We start from the raw sequence: 22156 nt of genomic DNA, 5'->3' as shown, positions 1-22156 counted from the left end.
AAGCCGGAAGTGATCCTCATGGACGAGCCCTGCTCGGCCCTGGACCCGATCGCTACGGCGAAGATCGAGGACCTCATGGAGCACCTGGCGCAGGAGTTCACGATCGTCGTCGTCACGCACAACATGCAGCAGGCCGCCCGCGTCTCGCACCGCACCGCGTTCTTCACGACGGACGTCGGCGGCGAGGGGGAACGGCACGGCCGTCTGGTCGAGTACGACGAGACGGCACGGATCTTCTCCAACCCCGCCGATCAGCGGACCGAGGACTACATCACGGGCCGAATCGGCTGATGCCCGGGTTCGACGTATCCGTCGTCGCCGTCACCTTCGGCGTGGGCGCACTCTCATGAAGCATGTGCCATTGCGCACCGGGGACCGTGTCCCCGGCCGCTTCGGCTGTGAGGCGTCTGCCGCTTCGGGATCTCTGTCATGCCTTTCCTGGGTGGTCTACCGCTGTGCCTTCGCTTCTCCCCCCGCCCTGCCGCGCAGGACCGCGGTGGCTCCTCCGATGGCGAGCGCGACGGGCCACTCGAGCGCACCGGCGATGGTGAGCGCGCCCAGGCCGCCGTAGAAGAGCACATCCTTGGTCGGCACCAGTGATGCCATCGCCTGGGCGTTGGCCTTCAGGTCCCCGGGGGTGAGGTACGGAACGGGCATCGCGGGATGGGCGGTATGCATGTGCAGAACCTGCCCGTCCTTCGCCTGTTGCTTCTCCTCTGCCTTCTTGCTTCGTTGGGCGGTTGGCATCTCAAACCCCCCTTTTTTCACTCGAACGGGATGAAATGCTTCTCTTCCCCATTCTGGCGCGGAGAGGCTGCAAGCGGTATGACGGCAGCAGCCGCACCGTGAGAATCGCCTGACTCGTGTGGCCGACAGGACAGTGCCGTAGAGGCGCGAGCATACTCAAGTAAGGGGCTCCTGCCCGGTTTTTCCAGGGCGGCACCGCCGTGCACCACCGCAAGCCGATGGCGGAGGTCGTGTGATCGGGGCACTCCTCTCCGGGACCGTGCGCACTGCCGCAGGGGCGGTGAGCGCAGTGCCCCTGGTGTTGTCGGAGCTCGGACGTCTCCTGACGCCGCATACGCGTCGGACCTGGCAAGTCCCAGGCGGAATGCAGATCGAGGTCGGTCATATGGGACTGCCGGGCACCACCCAGGCCGCACGCGATCTGGAGACTCGGCTGCTCGACGTGCCAGGGGTGGTCCGCGCCGAGGTGAACGCAACCCTCGGCTGCGTGTACGCAGGCTTCGAGCCCGCCGGAACCGATCTGGAGCATGTCGTCCGCCTCGTCGAGGAGGCCGAGGCCGCCGCTGAGGAGGCGGCCCGCTGGGAGGGCCGGGGTGAGGCCGACGCCGGTGTGGAGCGGGCCCCACGTGCTGTGGGTTTTCCCGGCGGGCCCGAGGCGCAACTCGGTGCGGCGGTGCAGCTGGGAGTGGGTCTTGCCGCGGTCGGTGTCGCGGTGGTGGGCCGAGCCGCCAGGATCGCCGGTCTGCCGCCGGTCGTGCCGGCGCTGATCCAGCTCACGGAGGCCACGCCGCGGCTGGGCGGTGCCGCCGCCCGGCGACTTGGTGCGGCCGCCGCCGAGACCGGCTGGGCGACGGCGAACCTGCTCACCACAACGCTGACATTCAGGCCGCTCGGTCCCCTAGTGACCACCTTCCTTGCCGGCATTCGGTACGCGGAGGCCAAGGCCAGGCGCGAGGCATGGCAGGACTGGGCGCTCCGGCTGGGCGAGCGGGAGGGGGCGTACCGCCACGATGCCGCACCGGCCTTCGAGCGGCCGGTTCCGCTGCCGCCGGGGCCGGCGGAGCGGTACGCCGACGCAGCCGTTCCCGCGACGCTGGCGGGCTACGGTTTCATTGCGGCCGTCACACGCAGCCATGACCGCGCGCTGGCCACGATGATCGCGGGGACACCGAGAAGCCCCCGGCTCGGCCGCGAGTCCCTTGCCTGCGCGGTGGGGCAGGCCGCCTCCGCCCGGGGAGGCCTTGTGCTCCGGCCGGCGGCACCGGCGCCGGCCGCGTGCTCTGGGACGCCGACGTCGCCGGTCCGCCCGACGTGGCACATCTGCTGCTCACCGCCGTCCCGCAGGCCCTGAAGCTGAGCCGCCAGTGCGTTCGCCTGGAAATGGTCGGTGCCGTTACGGGTGTGGTGGTGGCACTCGCCGTTCCCCGGCCCCACGCGTGGGCGCGCGCCCGCCTGGTGTGAGCCACTTCTTCGGCAGCCGACCCCTCGGCCCCGCGGGCTGGACGATCGGCCTGACAGCGGCAGCCGGATCCGTCATCCTGCCGGCCGCGCTGAACCGCATCGCCGCTCACAGCAGGCGTCCCCGCGCAGCCGCACCCCGATATCACTGACAGTTCACCCTGTGGTAATCCGCGTTCCGGCCGTATGAGGCCTTGAGGCCGCACAAATGAGGAGTACGGAACTGCACAAGAAAGGCGGCCCACTGTGTCGCACCTGCTCGCTCCCATCCTCACCAAGGTGGCGGTCGCCGTGATCGAGGCGATCGTCATGCGTCTGCTCATCCAGCTCTGGAAGACGTACGCCCCCGGCCTGCGCCCAGCAGCGGCGGCGGCCTGAGCGCTGGCCTTCTTGAGCGTGGCCACCTGCACCTTGATGCGGATCTCGGAGTAACCCGGCTCCGGCTTGTCTACTTCACCGACCTCGACGTCACGCACCATCCGCTGTCCTTTTGTTCACCGGACGTTGACGGATTGACGCGCGTAGGTGCGGCTTCCGCTGTCAAAGTTCCCGGCGTCGGTTTCGCCTGCAGTCGGGAGGAATCCAATGGAGCCAGGGCGAAGAAGAACAGTGCGCCGGTGCGTGGCGGTTGCGGGTACCGCGGCCGTCGTCGGCGGCTTGCTGGCACCGTCCGGCGGCGCCGCCTACGCGGCCTCGCCGGACATCGTGATCAGCCAGGTCTACGGCGGCGGAGGCAACTCGGGAGCCCCCTACACCCATGACTTCATCGAGTTGTACAACCGCGGCACCAGCACCGTGTCCGTGACCGGCTGGACCGTGCAGTACGCGTCGGCGTCCGGTTCCAGCTGGTCGACGACCGCGCTGTCGGGCAGCATTGCGCCGGGCCACTACTACCTGGTCCAAGAGGCCGCCGGTGCGGGCAGCGGCACGTCGCTTCCCACCCCGGACGCCACCGGCAGCATCGCGATGAGCGCAACCTCCGCGAAAGTGGCCCTGGTCACCAGTACCACCGCGCTGACCTGCGCCACCGGCTGCGCGACCCAGGCCGGGGTGCGGGACTTCGTGGGCTACGGCAGCAGCGCCGGCTCCTACGAGAGCGCGCCCACCGGCACTCTGTCCAACACCACCGCCGCCCTGCGCGCCGGCGGCGGCGCGACCGACACCGACGACAACTCCGCGGACTTCACCGTCACCGCACCCACACCACGCAACTCCAGCTCCAGCAGTGGCGGTGGCGGTGGCGGCGGTGGTGCCACCCGCATCCGCGACATCCAGGGCAGCGCCCACATCTCCCCGCTGAATGGCCGACCGGTCAGCGGTGTGGCCGGCGTGGTGACCGCCAAGTCGGCCACCGGCTTCTGGATGCAGGATCCGCAGCCCGACACCGACCCCGCCACCAGTGAGGGCATCTTCGTCTACAGCAGCACCGCCCCGACGGTTCAGGTCGCCGACTCGGTGACCGTCGGCGGGACCGTCAGCGAATTCCGCCCCGGTGGCACGAGCGGCACCGACAACCTGACCACCACCGAGATCACCGCGCCGACGGTCTCTGTCGTGGCGAGCGGTGCGACGCTGCCCGCGCCCACGGTGGTCGGCTCCGGTGGACGTGTCCCGCCGTCAGCGGTGATCGAGGACGACGCCACCGGTGATGTGGAGAACAGCGGCGTCTCCGACCCGGCGAGCGACGGCATCGACTTCTGGGAGTCGATGGAGGGAATGCGCGTCGAGATCGACAACGCCGCCGTGGTCGGCCCGCGCAGCAGCTACGGCGAGATTCCGGTCGTCCCGCAGGGCAGCACCACCCGCACCAATCGCGGTGGAATCGTGCTGCAGTCCGGCGACGCCAACCCCGAGCGGGTGCTTGTGGACGACGTACTCGCGACCACCCCGACCGCGAAGGTCGGCGACACCCTGTCCGGCGCCACCACCGGCGTGCTGGACTACTCCTTCGGCACCTTCAGGCTGCTCGCAACCAGCACCCCCATGGTGACCAGCGGCAGCATCACGCCCGAGACCACCCAGACGCCCACCGCGGGTGAGCTGTCCGCCGCCACCTTCAACGTCGAGAACCTCGACCCGTCCGACCCGCAGTCCAAGTTCGACGGACTGGCCGGGCAGATCGTGGCCAACCTCAAGTCGCCCGACCTTCTCGCCCTGGAGGAGGTCCAGGACAACAGCGGTGCCACGGACAACGGCACGGTGGCCTGCGACCAGACGATGGGCAAGCTGATCAGCGCGATCACCGCGGCTGGCGGACCGAGCTACAGCTACCGGCAGATCAGCCCGCAGAACAACGCCGACGGCGGCGAGCCCGGCGGCAACATCCGGCAGGTGTTCATGTACCGGACCGACCGTGGGCTGGCCTTCACCGACCGTTCCGGCGGCACGGCCACCAAGGGGAACGCGGTCGTCAACACCGGCGGCGTGCCCTCGCTGAAGTACTCGCCCGGCCGCATCGACCCCACCAACTCGGCGTTCTCCTCCAGCCGCAAACCGCTGGCCGGCGAGTTCACCTGGAAGGGCAACAGAGTCTTCGTCATCGCCAACCACTTCAACTCCAAGGGCGGCGACCAGCCCCTGTTCGGGCACTCCCAGCCGCCCACCCGCTCCTCGGAGACGCAGCGGCACAACCAGGCCACCGTGGTGAAGAACTTCGTCGACCAGATCCTGGCCGTCGACGCGGGCGCCTCCGTGATCGTGCTGGGCGACCTGAACGACTTCGAGTTCTCCCGGACCGCCGACATCCTCACCGCGAACAACGCCCTGGTGGACCTGCCCCGCACACTTCCCACCGCGGAGCGGTACACCTACGTCTACGAGGGCAACTCGCAGGTGCTCGACCACATCCTGCTGTCGTCCGCTCTCGCCGCCAGGGCGTACGGCTACGACGTGGTCCACGTCAACTCCGAGTTCGCCACCCAGCTGAGCGACCACGACCCGCAGGTCGTACGCATCCCGCTGCCCTGACCTCGCCCTCGCACACAGCCCTCGGGGACGCCTCCGTTCCAACTGCGGAGGCGTCCCCGACGCGCGTGTGCCGCGGTCCCGTCAGATTCTCCCCAGCGCCCACGGCCAGTGATTGCTCAGAGCCAGTCGCGCCGCTTGAAGATGACGTACAGATTCGTACAAACAACCGCCATCAGGGCAATTGCATGGGGGTAGCCGAACACCCAGTGCAACTCCGGCATGTGCTCGAAGTTCATGCCGTAGACCGTCCCGACCAGCGTCGGAGCGAACAAAATGGCGGCCCAGGAGGAGATCTTCTTGATCTCCTCGTTCTGTTCGAATCCCGCCTCCGCCAACGCCCGCATCTCCGCGTTCTGTTGCTGGGTGACCAGGGTCGCGTTCACCGTGAGGATGTCGGTGAGCGCCTGGCGGAAGCCGTCGACGCGCTCGCTGGTGTGGGTGACGTGGTCGGCGACGTCCCGGAGATAGCGCTGGAGCTCCTCGTCCGTGCCGTACTTCGCGAAGCCCGCCATCAGGCCGTGCAGCATGCCGACCAGGGGACGGGTGGCGCGCTGGAACTCGACCATTTCCCGGGAGAGTTCGTAGATACGGCGGGAGACCGTCGGGTCGCCGCGGAAGACCTCCGTCTCGATCTCGTCGACGTCGTTCTGGACGCCCGCGACGACCGGGACGTAGCCGTCGACCACCGCGTCCAGGATCGCGTAGAGCACCGCCTCCGGGCCCAGCTTCAGCAGCTCGGGCGTCTCCTCCATACGGCGCCGGACCGCCGACAGATCGGGGGCCGCGCCATGCCGGACCGTGATCACGAAGTCCGGGCCGACGAAGACATGCAGCTCGCCGAAGTCGACCTTCTCGGGTGCGTCCAGATAGCGGGCCGCGCGCAGGACTACGAAGAGCGTCTCGCCGTAGCGCTCCAGCTTCGGGCGCTGATGGGCCTCCATCGCGTCCTCGACGGACAGCGGGTGCAGATCGAACTCGGCGGCCAGGGAGAGGAGTTCGGACTCCGTCGGGCGGGCGAGGCCGATCCAGGCCATGCCGGAGGGCTCCTTGCGCAGCTCGCGGAAGGTCTCGGCGAGGGTGGTGGGGGAGGAGACGCGCACTCCGTCCCGGTACAGGGCGGCCTGGACGATGCTCGCGGGTTCCGTCTCGGGGGCGGGCGGCTCGGCCTGCTCCGGCGTCGGCCGTGGTGGGTCGTCGGGTGGCGTCAGGGCGCGGCGCCAGACGGACTTCCGGTTGTTCTTCGACATCGTGGCTGCCTCTCGGCCGACGCCAGTGATCTCGTCGCAGGGTATACGGGGCACACCACATGGATACGGGGCGCACCACATGGCGATCCGGAATTGCGGTCCGTATCTGTCCGCAAGCCCTACTACCGTGCGGAGCATGACGAAGACGACGACCACCCAGGGCCCCGTTCTCGGCACCCGCGCCCTCAACCGCGCGACCCTCGACCGGCAACTGCTGCTGCGCCGCGCCCCGATGTCCGCGAAGGCGGCCGTGGAGCATCTGGTCGGACTCCAGGCCCAGGAGGTCAAGCCGCCGTACTACGCGCTCGCCGCCCGCCTCGACAACTTCACGACCGAGGAGCTTGCCGGGCTGCTGGAGCGGCGCGAGACCGTGCGGATCGTCACCATGCGCTCGACCATCCACCTGCACACCGCCGACGACAGCCTCACCTTGCGGCCCCTGGTGCAGCCCGCCCGGGACCGCGAGATCAACTACTTCCGCGACGGGCTCGTCGGCGTCGACCTGGACCGGCTCGCCACCCTCGCCCGCGGCCTCGTCGAGGAGGCGCCGCGCACCATGAAGCACCTGCGCGAGGCGCTGAGCGCCGAGTGGCCGGACGCCGACCCGCAGTCCCTGGCCATCGCCGCCCGCTGCAAGCTGCCGCTGGTCCAGGTCACCCCGCGTGGGCTGTGGGGAAAGAGCGCCCAGGTCTCCCTGACCACCGTCGAGCACTGGCTGGGCCGCCCCCAAGAGCCCGCCGCGTCCGCCGACGCCACCGTCCTGCGCTACCTCGCCGCCTTCGGCCCGGCCTCCGTGAAGGACATGCAGACCTGGTGCGGCCTGACCCGGATGCGCCCCGCCTTCGAACGGCTCCGCCCGCGGCTGCTCACCTTCCGCGACGAGAACGGCGTCGAACTCTTCGACCTCCCCGACGCCCCGCGCCCCGACCCCGAGACCCCGGCGCCGCCCCGCTTCCTGCCCGAGTTCGACAACGTCCTGCTCTCCCACGCGGACCGCACCCGGGTGATCCCGCCCGCGAACCGGGGCCGCACCTGGCAGGCGAACACCGTCTACTGCCCGCTCCTCGTCGACGGCTTCCTCGCGGGCGTCTGGCGCATCATCGCCGACGCCCTCGTCATCGAACCCTTCGGCGACCTCACCAAGGCCCAGCGCGCCGAGGTCCTCGAGGAGGGGGCGTACATGCTGAACGTCATGCACCCGGAGTCGTCGTACGACATCCGCTTCGGGACCGTGCTGCCGTAGGCCCTGTCGCCGGACATGGATCGGGGGCGTTGCGGGCCGCTCGTGGAGGCCCGCAACGCCCCCTGGTACTGCACCTGAGGGATACTCAGGAGTTCTTCCGGGTCACGAGTTGACCTGCGCGGTCACCAGGCTGGAGAAGGTGGTCAGCCGGGTGTAGACGCCCGGGTAACCGGCCGCCGCACAGCCCTCGCCCCAGGAAGTGATCCCTGCCAGGACGCCCCCGACGAGCAGGGGACCGCCGCTGTCGCCCTGGCAGGTGTCAACGCCGCCGGAGGTGTATCCGGCGCAGACCATGTCGGACGCGATGAAGTCCGAACCGTAGGAGCTCGCACAGCTGGAGTTGGACACGATCGGCACGGTCGCCGTGCGCAGCTGGTTGGAGGAGCTGCCGCCCGCGGAGGTGGTGCCCCAGCCGAGGATGCGCGCGGTGGTGCCGGCCGCGTACACGCCCGTCTGCGAGGAGGAGACGTAGGGCGCCGTGGTGTACGGCATCGACGTCGACAGCGTCAGCACCGCCACGTCGTCGCCGTTGGTGGCGTCCGTGTAGCTCGGGTGGATCCAGATCTTGCTGACCCGGCTGACCGTGCCGTTGGTGCCGTTGCGGTAGGTGCGGCCGCCGACGACTCTGACGCTGCTGGTGGTCTCGCCGACCATGCAGTGGGCCGCGGTGACGACCTTGGTGGCCGAGACGAGGGTGCCGCCGCAGAACTGGTTCTGCGAGGAGTCCGTGATCTGCATCATGAACGGGTACGACGTGGTGGTGGTCGTCGAGCCGCCCACGATGGGCTGGGGAGCGGCGACGGCGGTGGGGGAGACGCCGATCAGCGCGGTGGCCGCCGCTGCGGCGGTGGCCGCGAGCGCGGTGGCGGTCTTCTTGGCACGGGTGAGCCCGAACATGAGTCTCCTCATTGGGTTGCCGGTGGGGGGTCGCGCGGGTGTGGGGGGTGAAGCACGGGGGTCTCGGGACAGACCCCCGTGTGCCCGGGCGAGCGGCACGCCCCTACGCTAGAACCCGCGGATCCCCTTCCCAATGAGGGAACCCCCTAAGGGAGTTGGGGAGGGAAAACCCTCGGTCGGCCCCCGTCAAACCCCCGCTGCCGGTGAATCGCGCGGGGTCTCAGTTGCCGGAACGGCCCGCCGCCAGTCTGACGATGTCGACGCGCGATCGGATCCCCAGCTTGCGATAGACCCGGGTCAGGGTCGCCTCGACGGTCTTGACGCTGATGAACAGCCGCGCCGCTATCTCGCGGTTCGTCGCGCCCTCCATGACCAGCGCCGCGACCTGACGCTCCATCGAGGCGAGGGAGTCCAGCGCGTCGAGGGCTGCGGCCGGAGCGGGCGCCGGTTCGGCGGCGGGCGCCGTTGCGGCCGCCTCCACCTGACGCAGCCACGGCAGCGCCCGGCAGCGCCGGAACAGCCGAGCGGCCTCGTCGTACGACGTCGGACCCGGCCTGCGCGTGCGCAGCGCGGCCACCGCGAAGGCGGCCCTCGCCTCCTCCAGGCCGTAGCCGAGCTTGGCGAGCCGGTCCTGCACCGACGTCAACCGGTCGGCGGCGGCCTCGCGTTCGCCACGCGCCGCGCGCACCAGGGCCTCGGCGCGGTCCAGCACCGCGAGCACGCTCTCTCGGCCAAGACGCAGGGCGCGGGCACGTGCCGTGTCGATGACGTCCTGCGCCTCCTCGGTCTCGCCGATGCGGACCAGTGCCTCGGCGAGATCGCCGTGCCAGCGTCCGCGCGCCGGGTCGGTGATGCCGAGGCCCTGCTCCAGCTCGCGCACCCGGCGCAGCGAGGCGACCGCCGCCGGCGCGTCCCCGGCCACCAGTTGGGCATGGCCGAGGGCGGCCAGGGCGCGGGAGACATACATCTGGTCGCCGTCCTGCTCGGCGTGGTCGAGCGCCTCCCGGGCCAGCGCCAGCGCCCGGTCCACCTCGCCGCCCGCGGCCTCCGCGAGCGAGGTCAGCACGGCCGAGGCCACCTCGCCGATCCCGGTGTCCCGGGCCAGCCGCAGACTCTCCCGGGCGAGGTCGAGGGCGCGGGCGCAGTGCCCGGTGCGCAGCTCGGTCTCGGCGAGTCCGCGCAGGAAGTGCACCTCGCTCTCGACCGAGCCGCGCCGCCGCACCTCGCGCAGCAGCGCGGTGACGGTGGCGCGGGCCTCGGGCAACTGGTCGCTCATCACCAGCCAGCGGAACCGGGCGTACCCGGCGCCGTTGTGATGGCACGCCACCCGCGGGTCCTGGGGTTCACGCAGCGCGCGTTTGATCGTCGCGGGCGCGTCCGGGTGGCCCATCAGGGTCTCGATCTGCGCCCGGAACGCGAGCGCCATCAGTTCGGTGTACCGGTCGCCGCCCCGCGCGGCCAGCTCCGCGGAGTAGGCGGCCTCCTCCCTGGCCGGGTCGAAGTCGCCGTCCACCAGCAGCGCTCGCCAGGCCAGCTGGTAGTGGATCAGGGCGAGCAGCCTCGGTTCGTCGCCCGCGTCGGCCAGCGCCTGCGGGAACACGGCGTCGACCTCGGTCATGGCATGGCCGGCGGTCTCGATCACTACGATCCAGGCCCGCACCCGCTCCGCCGGCACCGTCGAACGGGACAGCACCTCGCGCGCGATGTCCCGGGCGAGGTCCAGCTCCCCGGCGGTGATGGCGTCCTCGGCGGCCTGGAGCAGCAGGTCCTGGCGGCTGGGGGGTATCCGCTCGGCCGGGGCGGTGTCGTGGACCTCGCCACGCGCTTCGCCCGAGGGCGCTCCGGTGTTGTGGGCGTGGGTCTGTGGTTCCCGCGAGGGCGCTCCGGTGTTGTGGGCGTGGGTCTGTGGTTCCCGCGAGGGCGTACCGGGGTTGTGGGCCTGGGTCTGCGGTTCCCCCGAGGGCGTGCCGGTGTCGTAGGCCATGGCACCTGCTTCGCCCCAGGGCGCGCCGGTGTCGTAGGCCATGGCACCCGCTTCGCCCCAGGGCGCTCCGGTCTCGTGGGCCCGGGATCGCGCCTCCCCCGAGGCCGCGCCCCCGGCGGCGTCGTCGCCGGGTTGCCGCACCCGCCTCGTTCCGCCCTCCGCGGGGGTGTGCCGGGCGGCAAGACGGCCGAGCGAGGCGGCCACCGAGGGCGCCCCGCGGTCCCGGGCCAGCGCCGCGGCCTCCGCCAGCGAGGCGGCCACCTCCGGATCCGTGCCGGTGGTCGCCAGCGCCAGATGCCGGGCCCGCTCGATGGGGTCCGAGGCGGCCGTGGACAGCGCGGCATGCGCGGCCCGCCGCTCCTGCGCGGGCGCCTCCGCGTACAGCGCCGCCGAGATCAGCGGATGCGCGAAGCGTACGGCGGGGCCCTCCGACTCCGTGGCGAGCAGCCCGAGTTCGGCTGCCCGGGCGGTCTCCGCCTCGGCGTCGGTCCGGCCAGCCGCGTGCAGGGTGGCCAGGGTGGGGCGGGCGCCGGCGCTGGCCACGAGGAGGGTGTGGCGGGCGTCGGGCGAGAGCATCTCCAGGCGGTTGAGCACCAGGGCGCGCAGCGAGGTCGGCACCGGCAGCGGCTCGCCCGGCCGGGGCGGGGTGGGGTTCTCGGCGAGCGCACGGCCGAGCTCCAGGGCGAAGAGCGGGTTGCCGCCGCTGGTGCGGTGGATGTCGCGGACCGTGGAGCGGGACAGGCCGGTGTAGCCGCGGTGGTCGAGCAGGGCGGCCACCTGGGTGCGGGAGAGGGGGCCGAGCCTGAGGGCGAGGGTGTCCGGCGGGGACGCGCGTAGATGCCGGTCGTACTCCTCGTCCTGGGTCCGGGCGGCGCAGACCATCCGCACGGGGGTGTCGCCGAGGCGGCGGGCGGCGAAGCCGAGGAGTTCGGCGCTGGCCGGGTCCAGCCACTGGAGGTCGTCGGCGACGATCAGCACGGGGCCCTCGGCGGCGAGCGCGCGCAGGGTGGACAGGACGGCCAGGCGCAGGGCGAGTCCGTCACGCTGGAGGGTGGACTCGCCGCGGCCGGTGAGCGCCGACTCCAGGGCGGTGCGCTGGGCGGCGGGCAGCTTGTCGCAGACATCGTCGAGGACCAGGCCGAGGAGGTCGGCGAGGGCGAGGAAGGGGAGATGGGATTCGGACTCGGTCGCCGAGCAGCGCAACACGGTCCGTGCCGCTGCGCCGTATTCCGAGGCCAATGCCCGCAGGACGGTCGACTTTCCTATTCCGGCGGGCCCGTGGAGCAGGACGCTGCCGCCCCGGGCGAGCTGCTCACGCGCGGCCGTGAACGGCTCGTCCCGGCCGATGACCAGGTCGGGGCGGGATCTGGCAGGCTCCGTGAAGTCCCGTGGCACGGTCACCGCTCCCCTCCGTGTGTCGTGTCCTGGCCAATATTAGGCAATGGGTCTTTGAATTTCGGAGGGCCCGCCGGGTGAGGGAAATAACAGCCCGGGAGCATAGGGAAATTCATGGCGCGGATGAATGAATGGGAGCGCGACTGCCAGGACGGCCCCCGGGCCCGCTACGGAAGCAGCCCCGCCCGGCGCGCCTCGACCACGGCCTGCCCCCGGGTGTGCGCGCCGAGCCTGCGCATCGCCGAGCGCAGATACCCCTTCACCGTCTCCGGCCGCAGGCCAAGACGCTCGGCGGCGACCGCGTTGGTGGCGCCCGCGGCCACACACGCCAGCACATCCAGCTCGCGGGGCGTGAGAAAAACCCCCTCCGTCGGCCCCTCGGACGTCAGCAGCCCACACACCTCCAGCAGCTCCGAACGCAACCCAGGATCCGCGATCCGCGGGGCCAGTGCCCGCAGCGCGGCGTGCGCCTCGCGCACCTGCTCCCACGCGGCCCCGTCACCGCGCCGCTCCGGCTCCGGCCGCGCCGCGTCCAGCAGCTCGCGCGCCGACTCCTGGACGACCAGTGCCTGTTCCACGTCCCGCGCCGCGTTCACGGCCGCGGTCAGCGTGCGGTCGCCGAGCGGCTGGGGGGTGCGCAGGGCGCCGTAGAGGACTCCGCGCACCCGGCGTCGTACCACGACCGGGACCGCGAGGACCGAGCGCAGGCCCTCGGCGGCGACGGCGGTGTCGTACTCGTGGCTGATCTGCCGGGAGGAGGAGTAGTCCGTCACCGCGCAGGGGCGGGCCAGCGCGACCGCGCGGCCGCCGAGGCCGGTGCCGGAGGTCACGGCGAGCCGGCTCAGCGAGTGCGTGGCGGTGCCGTTGAGCTCGCTGATGAGCATCTGCGGGCGTGCGGACTCCACCAGACCGCCGAACGCGACCGGGAGCCCGGTCGAGCGCCGCAGCCGGACCAGGGCGCTCCGGATCTCCGCTGTTCCGGTGATATCTGCTGCCAACTGCCCGCCCTTCCTCTGCGGCGTACACCCCCGTTCGGGGGTAGTGAGACCCGCATCACGGATTACACGATGGCAGGGAGCCGCCCGGCAATGGTCCGGGAACAAGGAGGACACATGACGACGGCCGCAGAACTCTTCCGCGGGGCACGGGACTTCCTGCTGGAGCATCGCGAGGACTACGCGCGGGCCTACGAGGGGTTCGAGTGGCCCCGGGCCGAGCGGTTCAACTGGGCGCTCGACTGGTTCGACGTCATCGCGGACGGCAATGACCGCACCGCCCTGCACATCGTCGAGGAGGACGGCACCGAGGCGCGGGTGTCGTTCGCCGAGATGTCCGCCCGTTCGAACCGGGTCGCCAACTGGCTGCGCGCGCGGGGCGTCGGGCCCGAGGACCGGGTCCTGGTCATGCTCGGCAACCAGACCGAGCTGTGGGAGACCGCGCTGGGCGCCATGAAACTGCGCGCGGTCGTCATCCCGGCCACCCCGCTGCTCGGCCCCGCCGATCTGCGCGACCGGGTGGAGCGCGGGCGGGTCCGGCATGTGATCGTGCGGTCCGAGGACACCGACAAGTTCACCGAGGTCCCCGGCACCTACACCCGCGTCGTCGTCGGCGGCGCACGCGAGGGCTGGCAGACGTACGAGGACGCCCACGCGGCCTCCGCCGATTTCACCCCCGACGGTCCCACCCGCGCCGACGACCCGCTGATGCTCTACTTCACCTCCGGGACCACCGCCCGGCCCAAGCTCGTCGAGCACACCCACGTCTCGTACCCGGTCGGCCACCTCGCCACCATGTACTGGATCGGCCTGAGGCCCGGCGATGTGCACCTCAACATCTCCTCGCCCGGCTGGGCCAAGCACGCCTGGTCCAATCTGTTCGCGCCGTGGAACGCCGAGGCGACCGTCTTCCTGCACAACTACACGCGCTTCGACGCGGCCCGCCTGATGGCGGAGATGGACCGGGCGGGCGTGACGACCTTCTGTGCCCCGCCGACCGTGTGGCGGATGCTCATCCAGGCCGACCTGACCGCCCTGCGCACCCCTCCGCGCGAGGCCGTGGCGGCGGGGGAGCCGCTGAACCCCGAGGTCATCGAGCAGGTCAGGCGGGCCTGGGGCGTCACCATCCGGGACGGCTTCGGCCAGACCGAGACCGCCGTCCAGGTCTCCAACAGCCCCGGCCAGCCACTGAAGACGGGCTCCATGGGGCGCCCAAGCCCCGGCTACCGGGTCGAACTGCTCGACCCCGTCACCGGCGCGCCCGGCGCGGCCGAGGGCGAGATCGCGCTCGACCTGTCGGCCCGCCCGGTCGGCCTGATGACCGGCTACCACGGCGACGCCGACCGTACGGCGGAGGCGATGGCGGGCGGCTACTACCGCACGGGAGACGTCGCGTCGCGGGACGAGGACGGGTATCTGACGTACATCGGCCGCAGTGACGACGTGTTCAAGGCTTCTGACTACAAGATCAGTCCCTTCGAGCTGGAGAGCGCCCTGCTGGAGCACGAGGCGGTCGCCGAGGCCGCCGTGGTGCCCGCCCCCGACGAGCTGCGGCTCGCCGTACCCAAGGCCTATGTCGTCCTCGCCGACGGCTGGGAGCCCGGACCCGACACCGCGAAGGTCCTCTTCGAGCACTCCCGTGAGGTCCTCGCCCCCTACAAGCGCGTCCGCCGGCTGGAGTTCGCGCCCCTGCCCAAGACCGTCTCCGGCAAGATCCGCCGGATCGAACTGCGCGAGGCCACGGCGGCCGGCTCGGACAACGAGTACCGCGAGGAGGACTTCCGGTGACCGCAGCGTCGTACACGCACGGAACCGGCGCGACCGCCCTCCTCGGCGACACGATCGGGGACAACCTCGCGCGCACGGCCGGGACCTGGCCGGAGCGGGAGGCGCTGGTCGACGTCCTGTCGGGGCGGCGCTGGACGTACGCCCGACTCATGGCCGATATCGACGAGTTGGCGTACGCGCTGCTCGCGAGCGGGGTCGTCAAGGGTGACCGGGTCGGGATCTGGGCGGTCAACTGCCCCGAGTGGGTGCTCGTCCAGTACGCCACCGCCCGCATCGGCGCGATCATGGTGAACATCAACCCGGCGTACCGCGTGCACGAGGTCGAGTACGTGCTCAGGCAGGCGGGGGTCTCGCTGCTGTTCGCCTCGCTCGGCCACAAGACCAGCGACTACCGGGCGATGGTCGACGAGGTGCGGGCCGACTGCCCCGATCTGCGCGAGGCCGTGTACTTCGGCGACCCGAGCTGGGACGCGCTGCTCGCCCGCGCCACCCCGCGTGACCTGCCGGACGACCTGTCCTGCGACGATCCGGTCAACATCCAGTACACCTCGGGCACGACCGGCTTCCCCAAGGGCGCCACGCTCTCCCACCACAACATCCTCAACAACGGCTATTTCGTTGGGGAGTTGATCGCCTACACCGAGCAGGACCGGGTCTGTCTGCCGGTGCCCTTCTACCACTGCTTCGGCATGGTCATGGGCAATCTGGCGGCCACCGCGCACGGCGCCTGCATCGTCATCCCCGGCCCCTCCTTCGAGCCGAGCGCCACGCTGGAGGCGGTCCAGCGGGAGCGGTGCACCTCGCTGTACGGCGTCCCGACCATGTTCATCGCGGAGTTGAACCATCCCGATTTCGCGTCGTACGACCTCTCCTCCCTGCGCACCGGCATCATGGCGGGCTCGCCCTGCCCGGTGGAGGTGATGAAGCGGGTCGTCGCCGAGATGCACATGGAGCAGGTGTCCATCTGCTACGGCATGACCGAGACCTCCCCGGTCTCGCTCCAGACCCGGATGGACGACGACCTGGAACACCGCACCGGAACCGTCGGCCGCGCCCTGCCGCACATCGAGGTGAAGATCGTCGACCCGGCGACCGGCGTCACCCAACCTCGCGGCACCGCCGGAGAGTTGTGCACCCGCGGCTACAGCGTGATGCTCGGCTACTGGAACGAACCCGAGAAGACGGCCGAATCCATCGACCCCGCCCGCTGGATGCACACCGGCGATCTCGCGATGATGCGCGAGGACGGGTACGTCGAGATCGTCGGCCGCATCAAGGACATGATCATCCGGGGCGGCGAGAACATCTACCCGCGCGAGATCGAGGAGTTCCTCTACGCCCACCCGAAGATCGCCGACGTCCAGGTCATCGGCGTCCCGCACGAGCGGTACGGCGAGGAGGTCCTGGCCTGTGTCATCGCGCGCGACCCGGCCGACCCGCCGACGCTGGAGGGCGTACGGGCCTTCTGCGAGGGGCGGTTGGCGCACTACAAGATCCCGGCCGGGGTACGGGTCCTCGACTCCTTCCCGATGACGGTGTCCGGAAAGGTACGCAAGATCGAGCTCAGGGAGCGCTACTCGGGCTGACCGCCGCCGAAACATTCGATCAGAGCGGGGCGTCTCCGGCTGGGCCGTGCGCCGACAGCGGTGCGTCAACCCGTGACGAGTCCTGCCCGAAGCGCCGGCTCCCGCACTCCCGGGGGCCGGCGTTCTCGTGTGCGCGGACGTCAGCCGGTGGGGAAGGCCAGCGCGTCGGCGTGGTCGTTGACCGGCTGCGGGGTGCCCGTGAGGTCCAGGACGAACAGGGGGACGCCGAGGGCGTCGGCACGGGCGCGGCCGTCGACGGCGTATCCGGCGAGGGAGAAGTAGACGCAGAGCGACGACTCCGTCATGGCGGTCAGCCACAGACACTCCACGTCCCGCACGGAGGCCGGGCGCATGGTGGGGTCCACCTGGGCGAGCAGTCCGTGGGCGGCGAGGCCGATGCCGGACGGGGGCCGCTGGTGGGCGCGGCGGATGTCCCGGTAGCCGAGCCAGCGCAGATAGAGGGCGGCGGCCGTGACGGCGTCCCGGGCGGTGCGGATCGGCACGGGCGCGAAGGGTGGCCGGTGCCGTGGCTCCTCGGCCGCCGGGGCGCCGGGGTCGGCAGAGGAGGGCGTCCGCGCCACCGGGACCCGTACGACCGTTCCGCACGGGCAGCCCAGCTCGGGGTGCGGCCACTGGCCGCGCCGGCCGCAGGCGACGCACCGGACGCTCACCCACTCCTCGGCCCAGACCCGGTGCTGGACGGCGACCGGGACCCCGCGCGGATCCAGCGGCGGTATGACGGGGGCACCGCAGACGCACGGATAGGACGGAGCCGCGTACTGGTGCTCACGTCTGCAGGCCGGGCAGCACACCGCCACGCTCTGGGGCATGGCACCCATGGTGCTCCAGTCGGCCCCGGCTTGTCCGACTCTTGACGGGCTTCGTCCCCCCACTTACATTGCTTCCAGATAGTAGAAATTACTTTCCGCAATACGGAAGAGCTCAACCGCAGGGCGCGACGGGGATGCGAATCCGACAGCCGAAGCAGGAGTACTCGATGGCTCGAATGACCGCTGCCCGCGCGGCAGTTGAGATCCTCAAGCGCGAGGGCGTCAGCAACGCGTTCGGTGTGCCGGGCGCGGCGATCAACCCGTTCTACGCGGCGCTCAAGGCCTCCGGCGGCATCCAGCACACCCTCGCCCGGCATGTGGAGGGCGCCTCGCACATGGCCGAGGGCTACACCCGCACGCACCCCGGCAACATCGGCGTCTGCATCGGCACCTCCGGCCCCGCCGGCACCGACATGATCACCGGCCTGTACTCGGCCATCGGTGACTCCATCCCGATCCTGTGCATCACGGGCCAGGCGCCGACCGCCGTGATCCACAAAGAGGACTTCCAGGCCGTCGACATCGCCTCGATCGCCAAGCCGGTCACGAAAATGGCGGTGACCGTCCTGGAGGCCGCGCAGGTCCCCGGCGTCTTCCAGCAGGCGTTCCACCTGATGCGCTCCGGCCGCCCGGGCCCGGTCCTCATCGACCTGCCGATCGACGTCCAGCTCACGGAGATCGAGTTCGACCCGGAGACCTACGAGCCCCTCCCGGTCTACAAGCCCGCCGCGACCCGCGCCCAGATCGAGAAGGCGATCGGGATGCTGAACGCCTCCGAGCGGCCGTTGATCGTCGCGGGCGGCGGTGTCATCAACGCCGACGCCGCCGAACTCCTCGTGGAATTCGCCGAGTTGACCGGCACCCCGGTCGTCCCGACCCTGATGGGCTGGGGCCTGCTGCCCGACGACCACGAGCTGAACGCCGGCATGGTGGGCCTGCAGACCTCACACCGCTACGGCAACGCGACCTTCCTGGAGTCCGACTTCGTCCTCGGCATCGGCAACCGCTGGGCCAACCGGCACACGGGCAAGCTCGACGTCTACACGGCGGGCCGGAAGTTCGTCCACGTCGACGTCGAGCCCACCCAGATCGGCAAGATCTTCGCCCCGGACTACGGCATCGCCTCCGACGCCAAGGCCGCGCTGGAGCTGTTCGTCGAGGTGGCCAAGGAGCTGAATGCGGCCGGCAAGCTGCCCGACCGCTCCGTGTGGGCCGCGTCCGCGCAGGAGAAGAAGGCGACCCTCCAGCGCCGTACGCACTTCGACGACATCCCGATCAAGCCGCAGCGCGTCTACGAGGAGATGAACAAGGCCTTCGGCCCGGAGACCCGGTACGTCTCCACCATCGGCCTCTCGCAGATCGCCGGCGCCCAGATGCTGCACGTCTTCAAGCCGCGGCACTGGATCAACTGCGGTCAGGCGGGCCCGCTCGGCTGGACGATCCCGGCCGCGCTGGGTGTCGCCAAGGCCGACCCGGAGGCCTCCGTGGTCGCCCTGTCCGGGGACTACGACTTCCAGTTCATGATCGAGGAGCTGGCGGTCGGGGCGCAGCACAAGATCCCGTACGTCCATGTCCTGGTCAACAACTCCTACCTGGGCCTGATCCGCCAGGCGCAGCGGGCCTTCGACATCGACTTCCAGGTCAAGCTGGAGTTCGAGAACATCAACTCGCCCGAGCTGGGCGTCTACGGCGTCGACCATGTCAAGGTCGCCGAGGGCCTCGGCTGCAAGGCGATCCGGGTGACCGACCCGGCGGAGCTCGGCGCCGCCTTCGAGCAGGCCAAGAAGCTCGCCGCCGAGTTCCAGGTGCCGGTCGTCGTCGAGGCGATCCTGGAGCGCGTCACCAACATCTCCATGTCGACCACCAACGACATCAGCAATGTCGTGGAGTTCGAGGAGATCGCGACCGAGCCCGGCCACGCGCCGACCTCGATCAAGACGCTGAAGGTCTGATCCGTCAGATCAGACCTGTCAGGGGCAGCCCATCCGAGGTGTGGGCTGCCCCCTCTTCGTCGTTCCCGGGGCCTCTCAGTCCCCGCCGCCTCCGCCACCCCCGCCGCAGCCGTACCCGCCGGACTCGTACTCGTCGCGGAGAGCGCCACCCAGGCCGGTGACCCCGCCGGCGGAGTGGTGCCCCTCGTCCACGCGCATGTCACGGCCACGGCCGACGAGCCCCGCCGCCTCGGTGAACCGGGGCAGGAACGCGGTGAGGGCCTGGTCCCCGTACAGTGCGACCGCGAGCAGAAGCCCCTCCAGCGTCACGCCGGCAGCGTCGGACGGAAGCGGATGCAGCCGCCGCAGAGCCGCCAGCTGACGGCGCCCCGCGCGGGTCGGGCCCGGAAGGGTCGAGCGCAGCAGTCCGGTCGCGATGAGGTCGCGTCGCAGACGAGCGAGGGCATGGCCCACGACGGTCCGGTCCAGCAACTCCCGTATCCCGGCGGGGCGGTAGAGCCCGGCGCGTACGGCCTTCTCCAGCGGATCCCAGGAGTCCGAGCTGTCCGTGGTCGCCGCCCTGCGCAGGGTGCCGGGCCGGCCGGCCTCGACGACGCCCCGCAGTCGCAGCGCCACCACGGCGACGGTGACGGCGGCGCGGGGGCCGCCGCGCAGCAGGGCGATCCCGTAAGGCTCCGGAAGGCGGTCCGTAACGTCGTCGCTCATGACACACCTCCACTGGCTTGAGGCCCGCCGCACACCCCCGTATCGGCGGGCCTCAGGCCGCCCCCGTTGTTCCGGGCCCACCGGACACCCCTGACCGGTGTGCGGCCCGCCAGGGCCCGCCGCCCCCGTGCCGACGGGCCCCGTGTTCCGAGAATGTGCCCGCGCCCGGGGGTGGTTGAAGCCCCCGGGCGCGGGTTCAGAGGTTGATTTGAGGGTTGCGTAGCCGGACTACGGACGGCGGTGTAGGTGGTTCACGCCTCGTGTGACTCGTGGTGCTCCGAAAGCCCCGGCCACTCGTCCGGGCCGCCGCCCTGCCATTCGATGAGGTCGGTCTCGGCGACGTCGGTGACGTACAGGTCGGCCAGTCGGAGGAACTCGGCGACATCGTCGACGTGCGAGGCGATGCCCAGCGTCTCGTCCCCCGCGGTGACCCGCCGGGAGCCGTCCAGGGCCGGGGAGTGGACCACGATGTGCGGTTGCTGCGTTGGTTGTGCCATGTCTTCAGACTCCTGCGCGAGGAGCCGTTCCGCACCCCGGGAACGCCGAGAAGCGCCGGATACGGGACCGTCCGTATCCGGCGCTCTCGGCCGGTGAGGCATGGAGGTTTTTCGGGACCGCGGCGGTCGCGACGGAGCCCGAAACGCCCTTCCCTCAGGTCGAGAAGGGGCTCGGATCCTTCACCACCGCACTGGCTCGCACACCGCCGCGGTCCTCACCCTGCCCCGCGCCCACCACTGATCGACCACCCCTCATCCGGGTCTCTCAGCTCGCGCGGACGCGGTCAGGGAGACTTTCAGTCCTCGCGCAGGGCGCGGACCGCCTCCTCCACGCGCTTGCCGTACTCCGGGTCGGCGGCGTGGAAGTGGGCCAGGTTCTTCTCGATCACGTCGTCGCGGGAGACCTGGGACAGGCCACCGGCGATGTTGGCGATCAGCCGGGACTTCTCCTCGGCGGACATCAGCCGGTACAGCTCGCCGGCCTGGAAGAAGTCGTCGTCCTTGGTGTGCTGCGGGGCCTCGTGGGTGCCGGTGTGGCCGTGCACCGCCAGCGGGGCGGACAGCGGGCGGCCGGTCTCCACCGGGCCGTCGTAGGAGTTCGGCTCGTAGTTCTTGGCGTACCGGCCCTGGGAGTTGGACGCCATGAGGCCGTCACGGCCGTAGTTCCGCGCCGTCGTCGCCCTGGGGGCGTTCACCGCGAGCTGGGTGTGGTTGACGCCCAGGCGATAGCGGTGCGCGTCGGCGTAGGCGAACAGGCGGCCCTGGAGCATCTTGTCGGGAGAGGGGCCGATGCCCGGAACGAAGTTGTTCGGGGAGAACGCGGCCTGCTCGACCTCGGCGAAGACGTTGTCCGGGTTGCGGTCCAGGACCAGGCGGCCCACGCGCCGGAGCGGGTAGTCCTTGTGCGGCCAGACCTTGGTCAGGTCGAACGGGTTGAAGCGGTACTCCGCCGCCTCGGCCGCCGGCATCACCTGCACGTGCAGCGTCCAGGACGGGTTGACGCCCCGCTCGATGGCCTGGAGCAGGTCCGTTTGGTGGGAGCCCGGGTCCTTGCCCGCGATCTCCTGTGCCTGCTCGGTGGACAGGCTGCGGATGCCCTGGTTCGTCTTGAAGTGGTACTTGACGAAGAAGGCCTCGCCCTCGGCGTTGGTCCACTGGTAGGTGTGCGAGCCGTAGCCGTTCATATGGCGGTACGACGCCGGGATGCCGCGGTCGCCCATCAGCCAGGTCACCTGGTGGGTCGCCTCGGGGGCGTGCGCCCAGAAGTCCCAGACGTTGTCCGGCTCCTGGCGACCGGTGAACGGGTCGCGCTTCTGCGAGTGGATGAAGTCAGGGAACTTGATCGGGTCCTTGATGAAGAACACCGGGGTGTTGTTCCCGACGAGGTCGTAATTGCCCTCTTCCGTATAGAACTTGACCGCGAAACCGCGCGGGTCACGGACCGCGTCCGCGCCGCCGAGGCTGTCGGCCACGGTCGAGAAGCGCAGGAAGACCTCGGTGCGCTTGCCGACGGTGTTCAGGAAGTCGGCGTGGGTGAAGCCGGTGACGTCGTCGGTCACCTCGAAGTAGCCGTACGCGCCGGAGCCGCGGGCGTGCACCACACTCCCCCACTGCCTTAAGGGCGTGGGAGGTGCCCCCACCGGGATCCGCTCCCGGTTGAAGCGCGCCAGCTTCTCCAGGAGGTGCTGGTCCTGGAGCAGGAGCGGGCCGCCGACGCCGGCGGAGGCGGAGTTCTGGTTGTCGGCGACCGGGGCGCCGGACTCGGTGGTGAGCACGCGCTTCGACATCGTGGACCTTCCGTGCGGGAGTCAGCGGAAACCTGTTTCCGCTTCGTGGAGCCTAGAAGTGGGCGGGAGTGAGCGTCA

At 70.8% G+C, this 22156-nt stretch carries 16 protein-coding genes and 1 pseudogene; 8 read left to right on the top strand and 9 right to left on the bottom strand.

Annotated elements, in window-relative coordinates; all coding sequences use genetic code 11:
* Nucleotides 1-291 (top strand): annotated as a pseudogene (locus H4N64_RS11765) (phosphate ABC transporter ATP-binding protein); the annotation flags it as partial.
* A gap of 156 nt (nt 292-447) precedes the next feature.
* Here the strand turns inward: H4N64_RS11765 and H4N64_RS11760 are convergent.
* Entirely contained in the window at nt 448-747 is a 300-nt protein-coding gene (locus tag H4N64_RS11760; RefSeq protein WP_186282166.1) for a hypothetical protein, read from the bottom strand.
* 364 nt (nt 748-1111) lie between these two features.
* On the opposite strand from H4N64_RS11760, the gene H4N64_RS11755 reads away from it, so the two are divergent.
* The 3 genes from H4N64_RS11755 (at nt 1112) to H4N64_RS11750 (ending at nt 5172) form a co-directional block, all read left to right on the top strand.
* Entirely contained in the window at nt 1112-2098 is a 987-nt protein-coding gene (locus tag H4N64_RS11755; RefSeq protein ID WP_186282165.1) for a hypothetical protein, read from the top strand.
* A gap of 353 nt (nt 2099-2451) precedes the next feature.
* On the top strand, nt 2452-2583 hold the full coding sequence (locus tag H4N64_RS44965; protein WP_260859660.1) for a hypothetical protein: 132 nt from the start codon (nt 2452-2454) through the stop codon (nt 2581-2583).
* Nucleotides 2584-2826: 243 nt separating this feature from the next.
* Nucleotides 2827-5172, top strand: a complete 2346-nt coding sequence (locus H4N64_RS11750) for a lamin tail domain-containing protein (RefSeq protein WP_336246688.1) — start codon at nt 2827-2829, stop codon at nt 5170-5172.
* 116 nt (nt 5173-5288) lie between these two features.
* Here H4N64_RS11750 and H4N64_RS11745 read toward each other — a convergent pair whose 3' ends face one another.
* Nucleotides 5289-6419 (bottom strand): magnesium and cobalt transport protein CorA, encoded by a 1131-nt coding sequence (locus H4N64_RS11745; RefSeq protein WP_186282190.1) that lies wholly within the window; start codon nt 6417-6419, stop codon nt 5289-5291.
* 136 nt (nt 6420-6555) lie between these two features.
* Here H4N64_RS11745 and H4N64_RS11740 point away from each other — a divergent pair, with 136 nt between their 5' ends.
* Nucleotides 6556-7662 (top strand): winged helix DNA-binding domain-containing protein, encoded by a 1107-nt coding sequence (locus H4N64_RS11740; RefSeq protein WP_186282163.1) that lies wholly within the window; start codon nt 6556-6558, stop codon nt 7660-7662.
* Between the two features lie 102 nt (nt 7663-7764).
* On the opposite strand, the gene H4N64_RS11735 is transcribed toward H4N64_RS11740, so the two are convergent.
* The 3 genes from H4N64_RS11735 to H4N64_RS11725 form a co-directional block, all read right to left on the bottom strand.
* Complete coding sequence (locus H4N64_RS11735; RefSeq protein WP_186282162.1) at nt 7765-8559, bottom strand: S1 family peptidase; 795 nt, start codon at nt 8557-8559, stop codon at nt 7765-7767.
* Between the two features lie 220 nt (nt 8560-8779).
* On the bottom strand, nt 8780-11944 hold the full coding sequence (locus H4N64_RS11730; protein ID WP_186282161.1) for an AAA family ATPase: 3165 nt from the start codon (nt 11942-11944) through the stop codon (nt 8780-8782).
* A gap of 161 nt (nt 11945-12105) precedes the next feature.
* Entirely contained in the window at nt 12106-12936 is an 831-nt protein-coding gene (locus H4N64_RS11725) for a helix-turn-helix transcriptional regulator (RefSeq protein ID WP_186282160.1), read from the bottom strand.
* 114 nt (nt 12937-13050) lie between these two features.
* Here H4N64_RS11725 and H4N64_RS11720 point away from each other — a divergent pair, with 114 nt between their 5' ends.
* Nucleotides 13051-14721, top strand: a complete 1671-nt coding sequence (locus H4N64_RS11720) for an AMP-binding protein (protein ID WP_186282159.1) — start codon at nt 13051-13053, stop codon at nt 14719-14721.
* A complete protein-coding gene (locus H4N64_RS11715; RefSeq protein ID WP_186282158.1) occupies nt 14718-16307 on the top strand; it encodes an AMP-binding protein in 1590 nt (529 codons plus the stop codon). The genes H4N64_RS11720 and H4N64_RS11715 overlap by 4 nt, the downstream gene beginning before the upstream one ends.
* A gap of 140 nt (nt 16308-16447) precedes the next feature.
* Here the strand turns inward: H4N64_RS11715 and H4N64_RS11710 are convergent, their stop codons facing one another.
* Nucleotides 16448-17146 (bottom strand): hypothetical protein, encoded by a 699-nt coding sequence (locus H4N64_RS11710; RefSeq protein ID WP_186282157.1) that lies wholly within the window; start codon nt 17144-17146, stop codon nt 16448-16450.
* A gap of 158 nt (nt 17147-17304) precedes the next feature.
* On the opposite strand from H4N64_RS11710, the gene gcl reads away from it, so the two are divergent.
* A complete protein-coding gene (gene gcl / locus H4N64_RS11705; RefSeq protein WP_186282156.1) occupies nt 17305-19089 on the top strand; it encodes a glyoxylate carboligase in 1785 nt (594 codons plus the stop codon).
* A 75-nt stretch (nt 19090-19164) separates the two neighbouring features.
* Here the strand turns inward: gcl and H4N64_RS11700 are convergent, their stop codons facing one another.
* The 3 genes from H4N64_RS11700 to H4N64_RS11690 form a co-directional block, all read right to left on the bottom strand.
* On the bottom strand, nt 19165-19794 hold the full coding sequence (locus H4N64_RS11700) for a TIGR04222 domain-containing membrane protein (RefSeq protein ID WP_186282155.1): 630 nt from the start codon (nt 19792-19794) through the stop codon (nt 19165-19167).
* A 251-nt stretch (nt 19795-20045) separates the two neighbouring features.
* The gene (locus H4N64_RS11695) at nt 20046-20291 is read right to left on the bottom strand and encodes a hypothetical protein (protein ID WP_186282154.1); all 246 of its coding nucleotides are present in this window, start codon (nt 20289-20291) and stop codon (nt 20046-20048) included.
* 296 nt (nt 20292-20587) lie between these two features.
* Nucleotides 20588-22078 carry a catalase gene (locus H4N64_RS11690; RefSeq protein WP_186282153.1) on the bottom strand — a complete coding sequence of 497 codons (1491 nt, stop codon included), beginning with the start codon at nt 22076-22078 and terminating at the stop codon, nt 20588-20590.
* Between the last annotated feature and the right edge of the window lie 78 nt (nt 22079-22156).

Origin of the sequence: Streptomyces cupreus (assembly GCF_014257025.1) — a bacterium.
GTDB lineage: Bacteria > Actinomycetota > Actinomycetes > Streptomycetales > Streptomycetaceae > Streptomyces > Streptomyces cupreus.
This window is presented reverse-complemented; position numbering and strand designations above follow the sequence as displayed.

Bases quoted from the DNA above. Each gene is read 5' to 3' on its own strand.
- H4N64_RS11720 (WP_186282159.1), top strand. From the start codon at position 13,051: ATGACGACGGCCGCAGAACTCTTCCGCGGGGCACGGGACTTCCTGCTG.
- H4N64_RS11760 (WP_186282166.1), bottom strand. From the start codon at position 747: ATGCCAACCGCCCAACGAAGCAAGAAGGCAGAGGAGAAGCAACAGGCG.
- H4N64_RS11700 (WP_186282155.1), bottom strand. From the start codon at position 19,794: ATGAGCGACGACGTTACGGACCGCCTTCCGGAGCCTTACGGGATCGCC.
- H4N64_RS11690 (WP_186282153.1), bottom strand. From the start codon at position 22,078: ATGTCGAAGCGCGTGCTCACCACCGAGTCCGGCGCCCCGGTCGCCGAC.
- H4N64_RS11735 (WP_186282162.1), bottom strand. From the start codon at position 8,559: ATGTTCGGGCTCACCCGTGCCAAGAAGACCGCCACCGCGCTCGCGGCC.
- H4N64_RS11755 (WP_186282165.1), top strand. From the start codon at position 1,112: ATGCAGATCGAGGTCGGTCATATGGGACTGCCGGGCACCACCCAGGCC.
- H4N64_RS11695 (WP_186282154.1), bottom strand. From the start codon at position 20,291: ATGGCACAACCAACGCAGCAACCGCACATCGTGGTCCACTCCCCGGCC.
- H4N64_RS11710 (WP_186282157.1), bottom strand. From the start codon at position 17,146: ATGGGTGCCATGCCCCAGAGCGTGGCGGTGTGCTGCCCGGCCTGCAGA.
- H4N64_RS11740 (WP_186282163.1), top strand. From the start codon at position 6,556: ATGACGAAGACGACGACCACCCAGGGCCCCGTTCTCGGCACCCGCGCC.
- H4N64_RS11745 (WP_186282190.1), bottom strand. From the start codon at position 6,419: ATGTCGAAGAACAACCGGAAGTCCGTCTGGCGCCGCGCCCTGACGCCA.
- gcl (WP_186282156.1), top strand. From the start codon at position 17,305: ATGGCTCGAATGACCGCTGCCCGCGCGGCAGTTGAGATCCTCAAGCGC.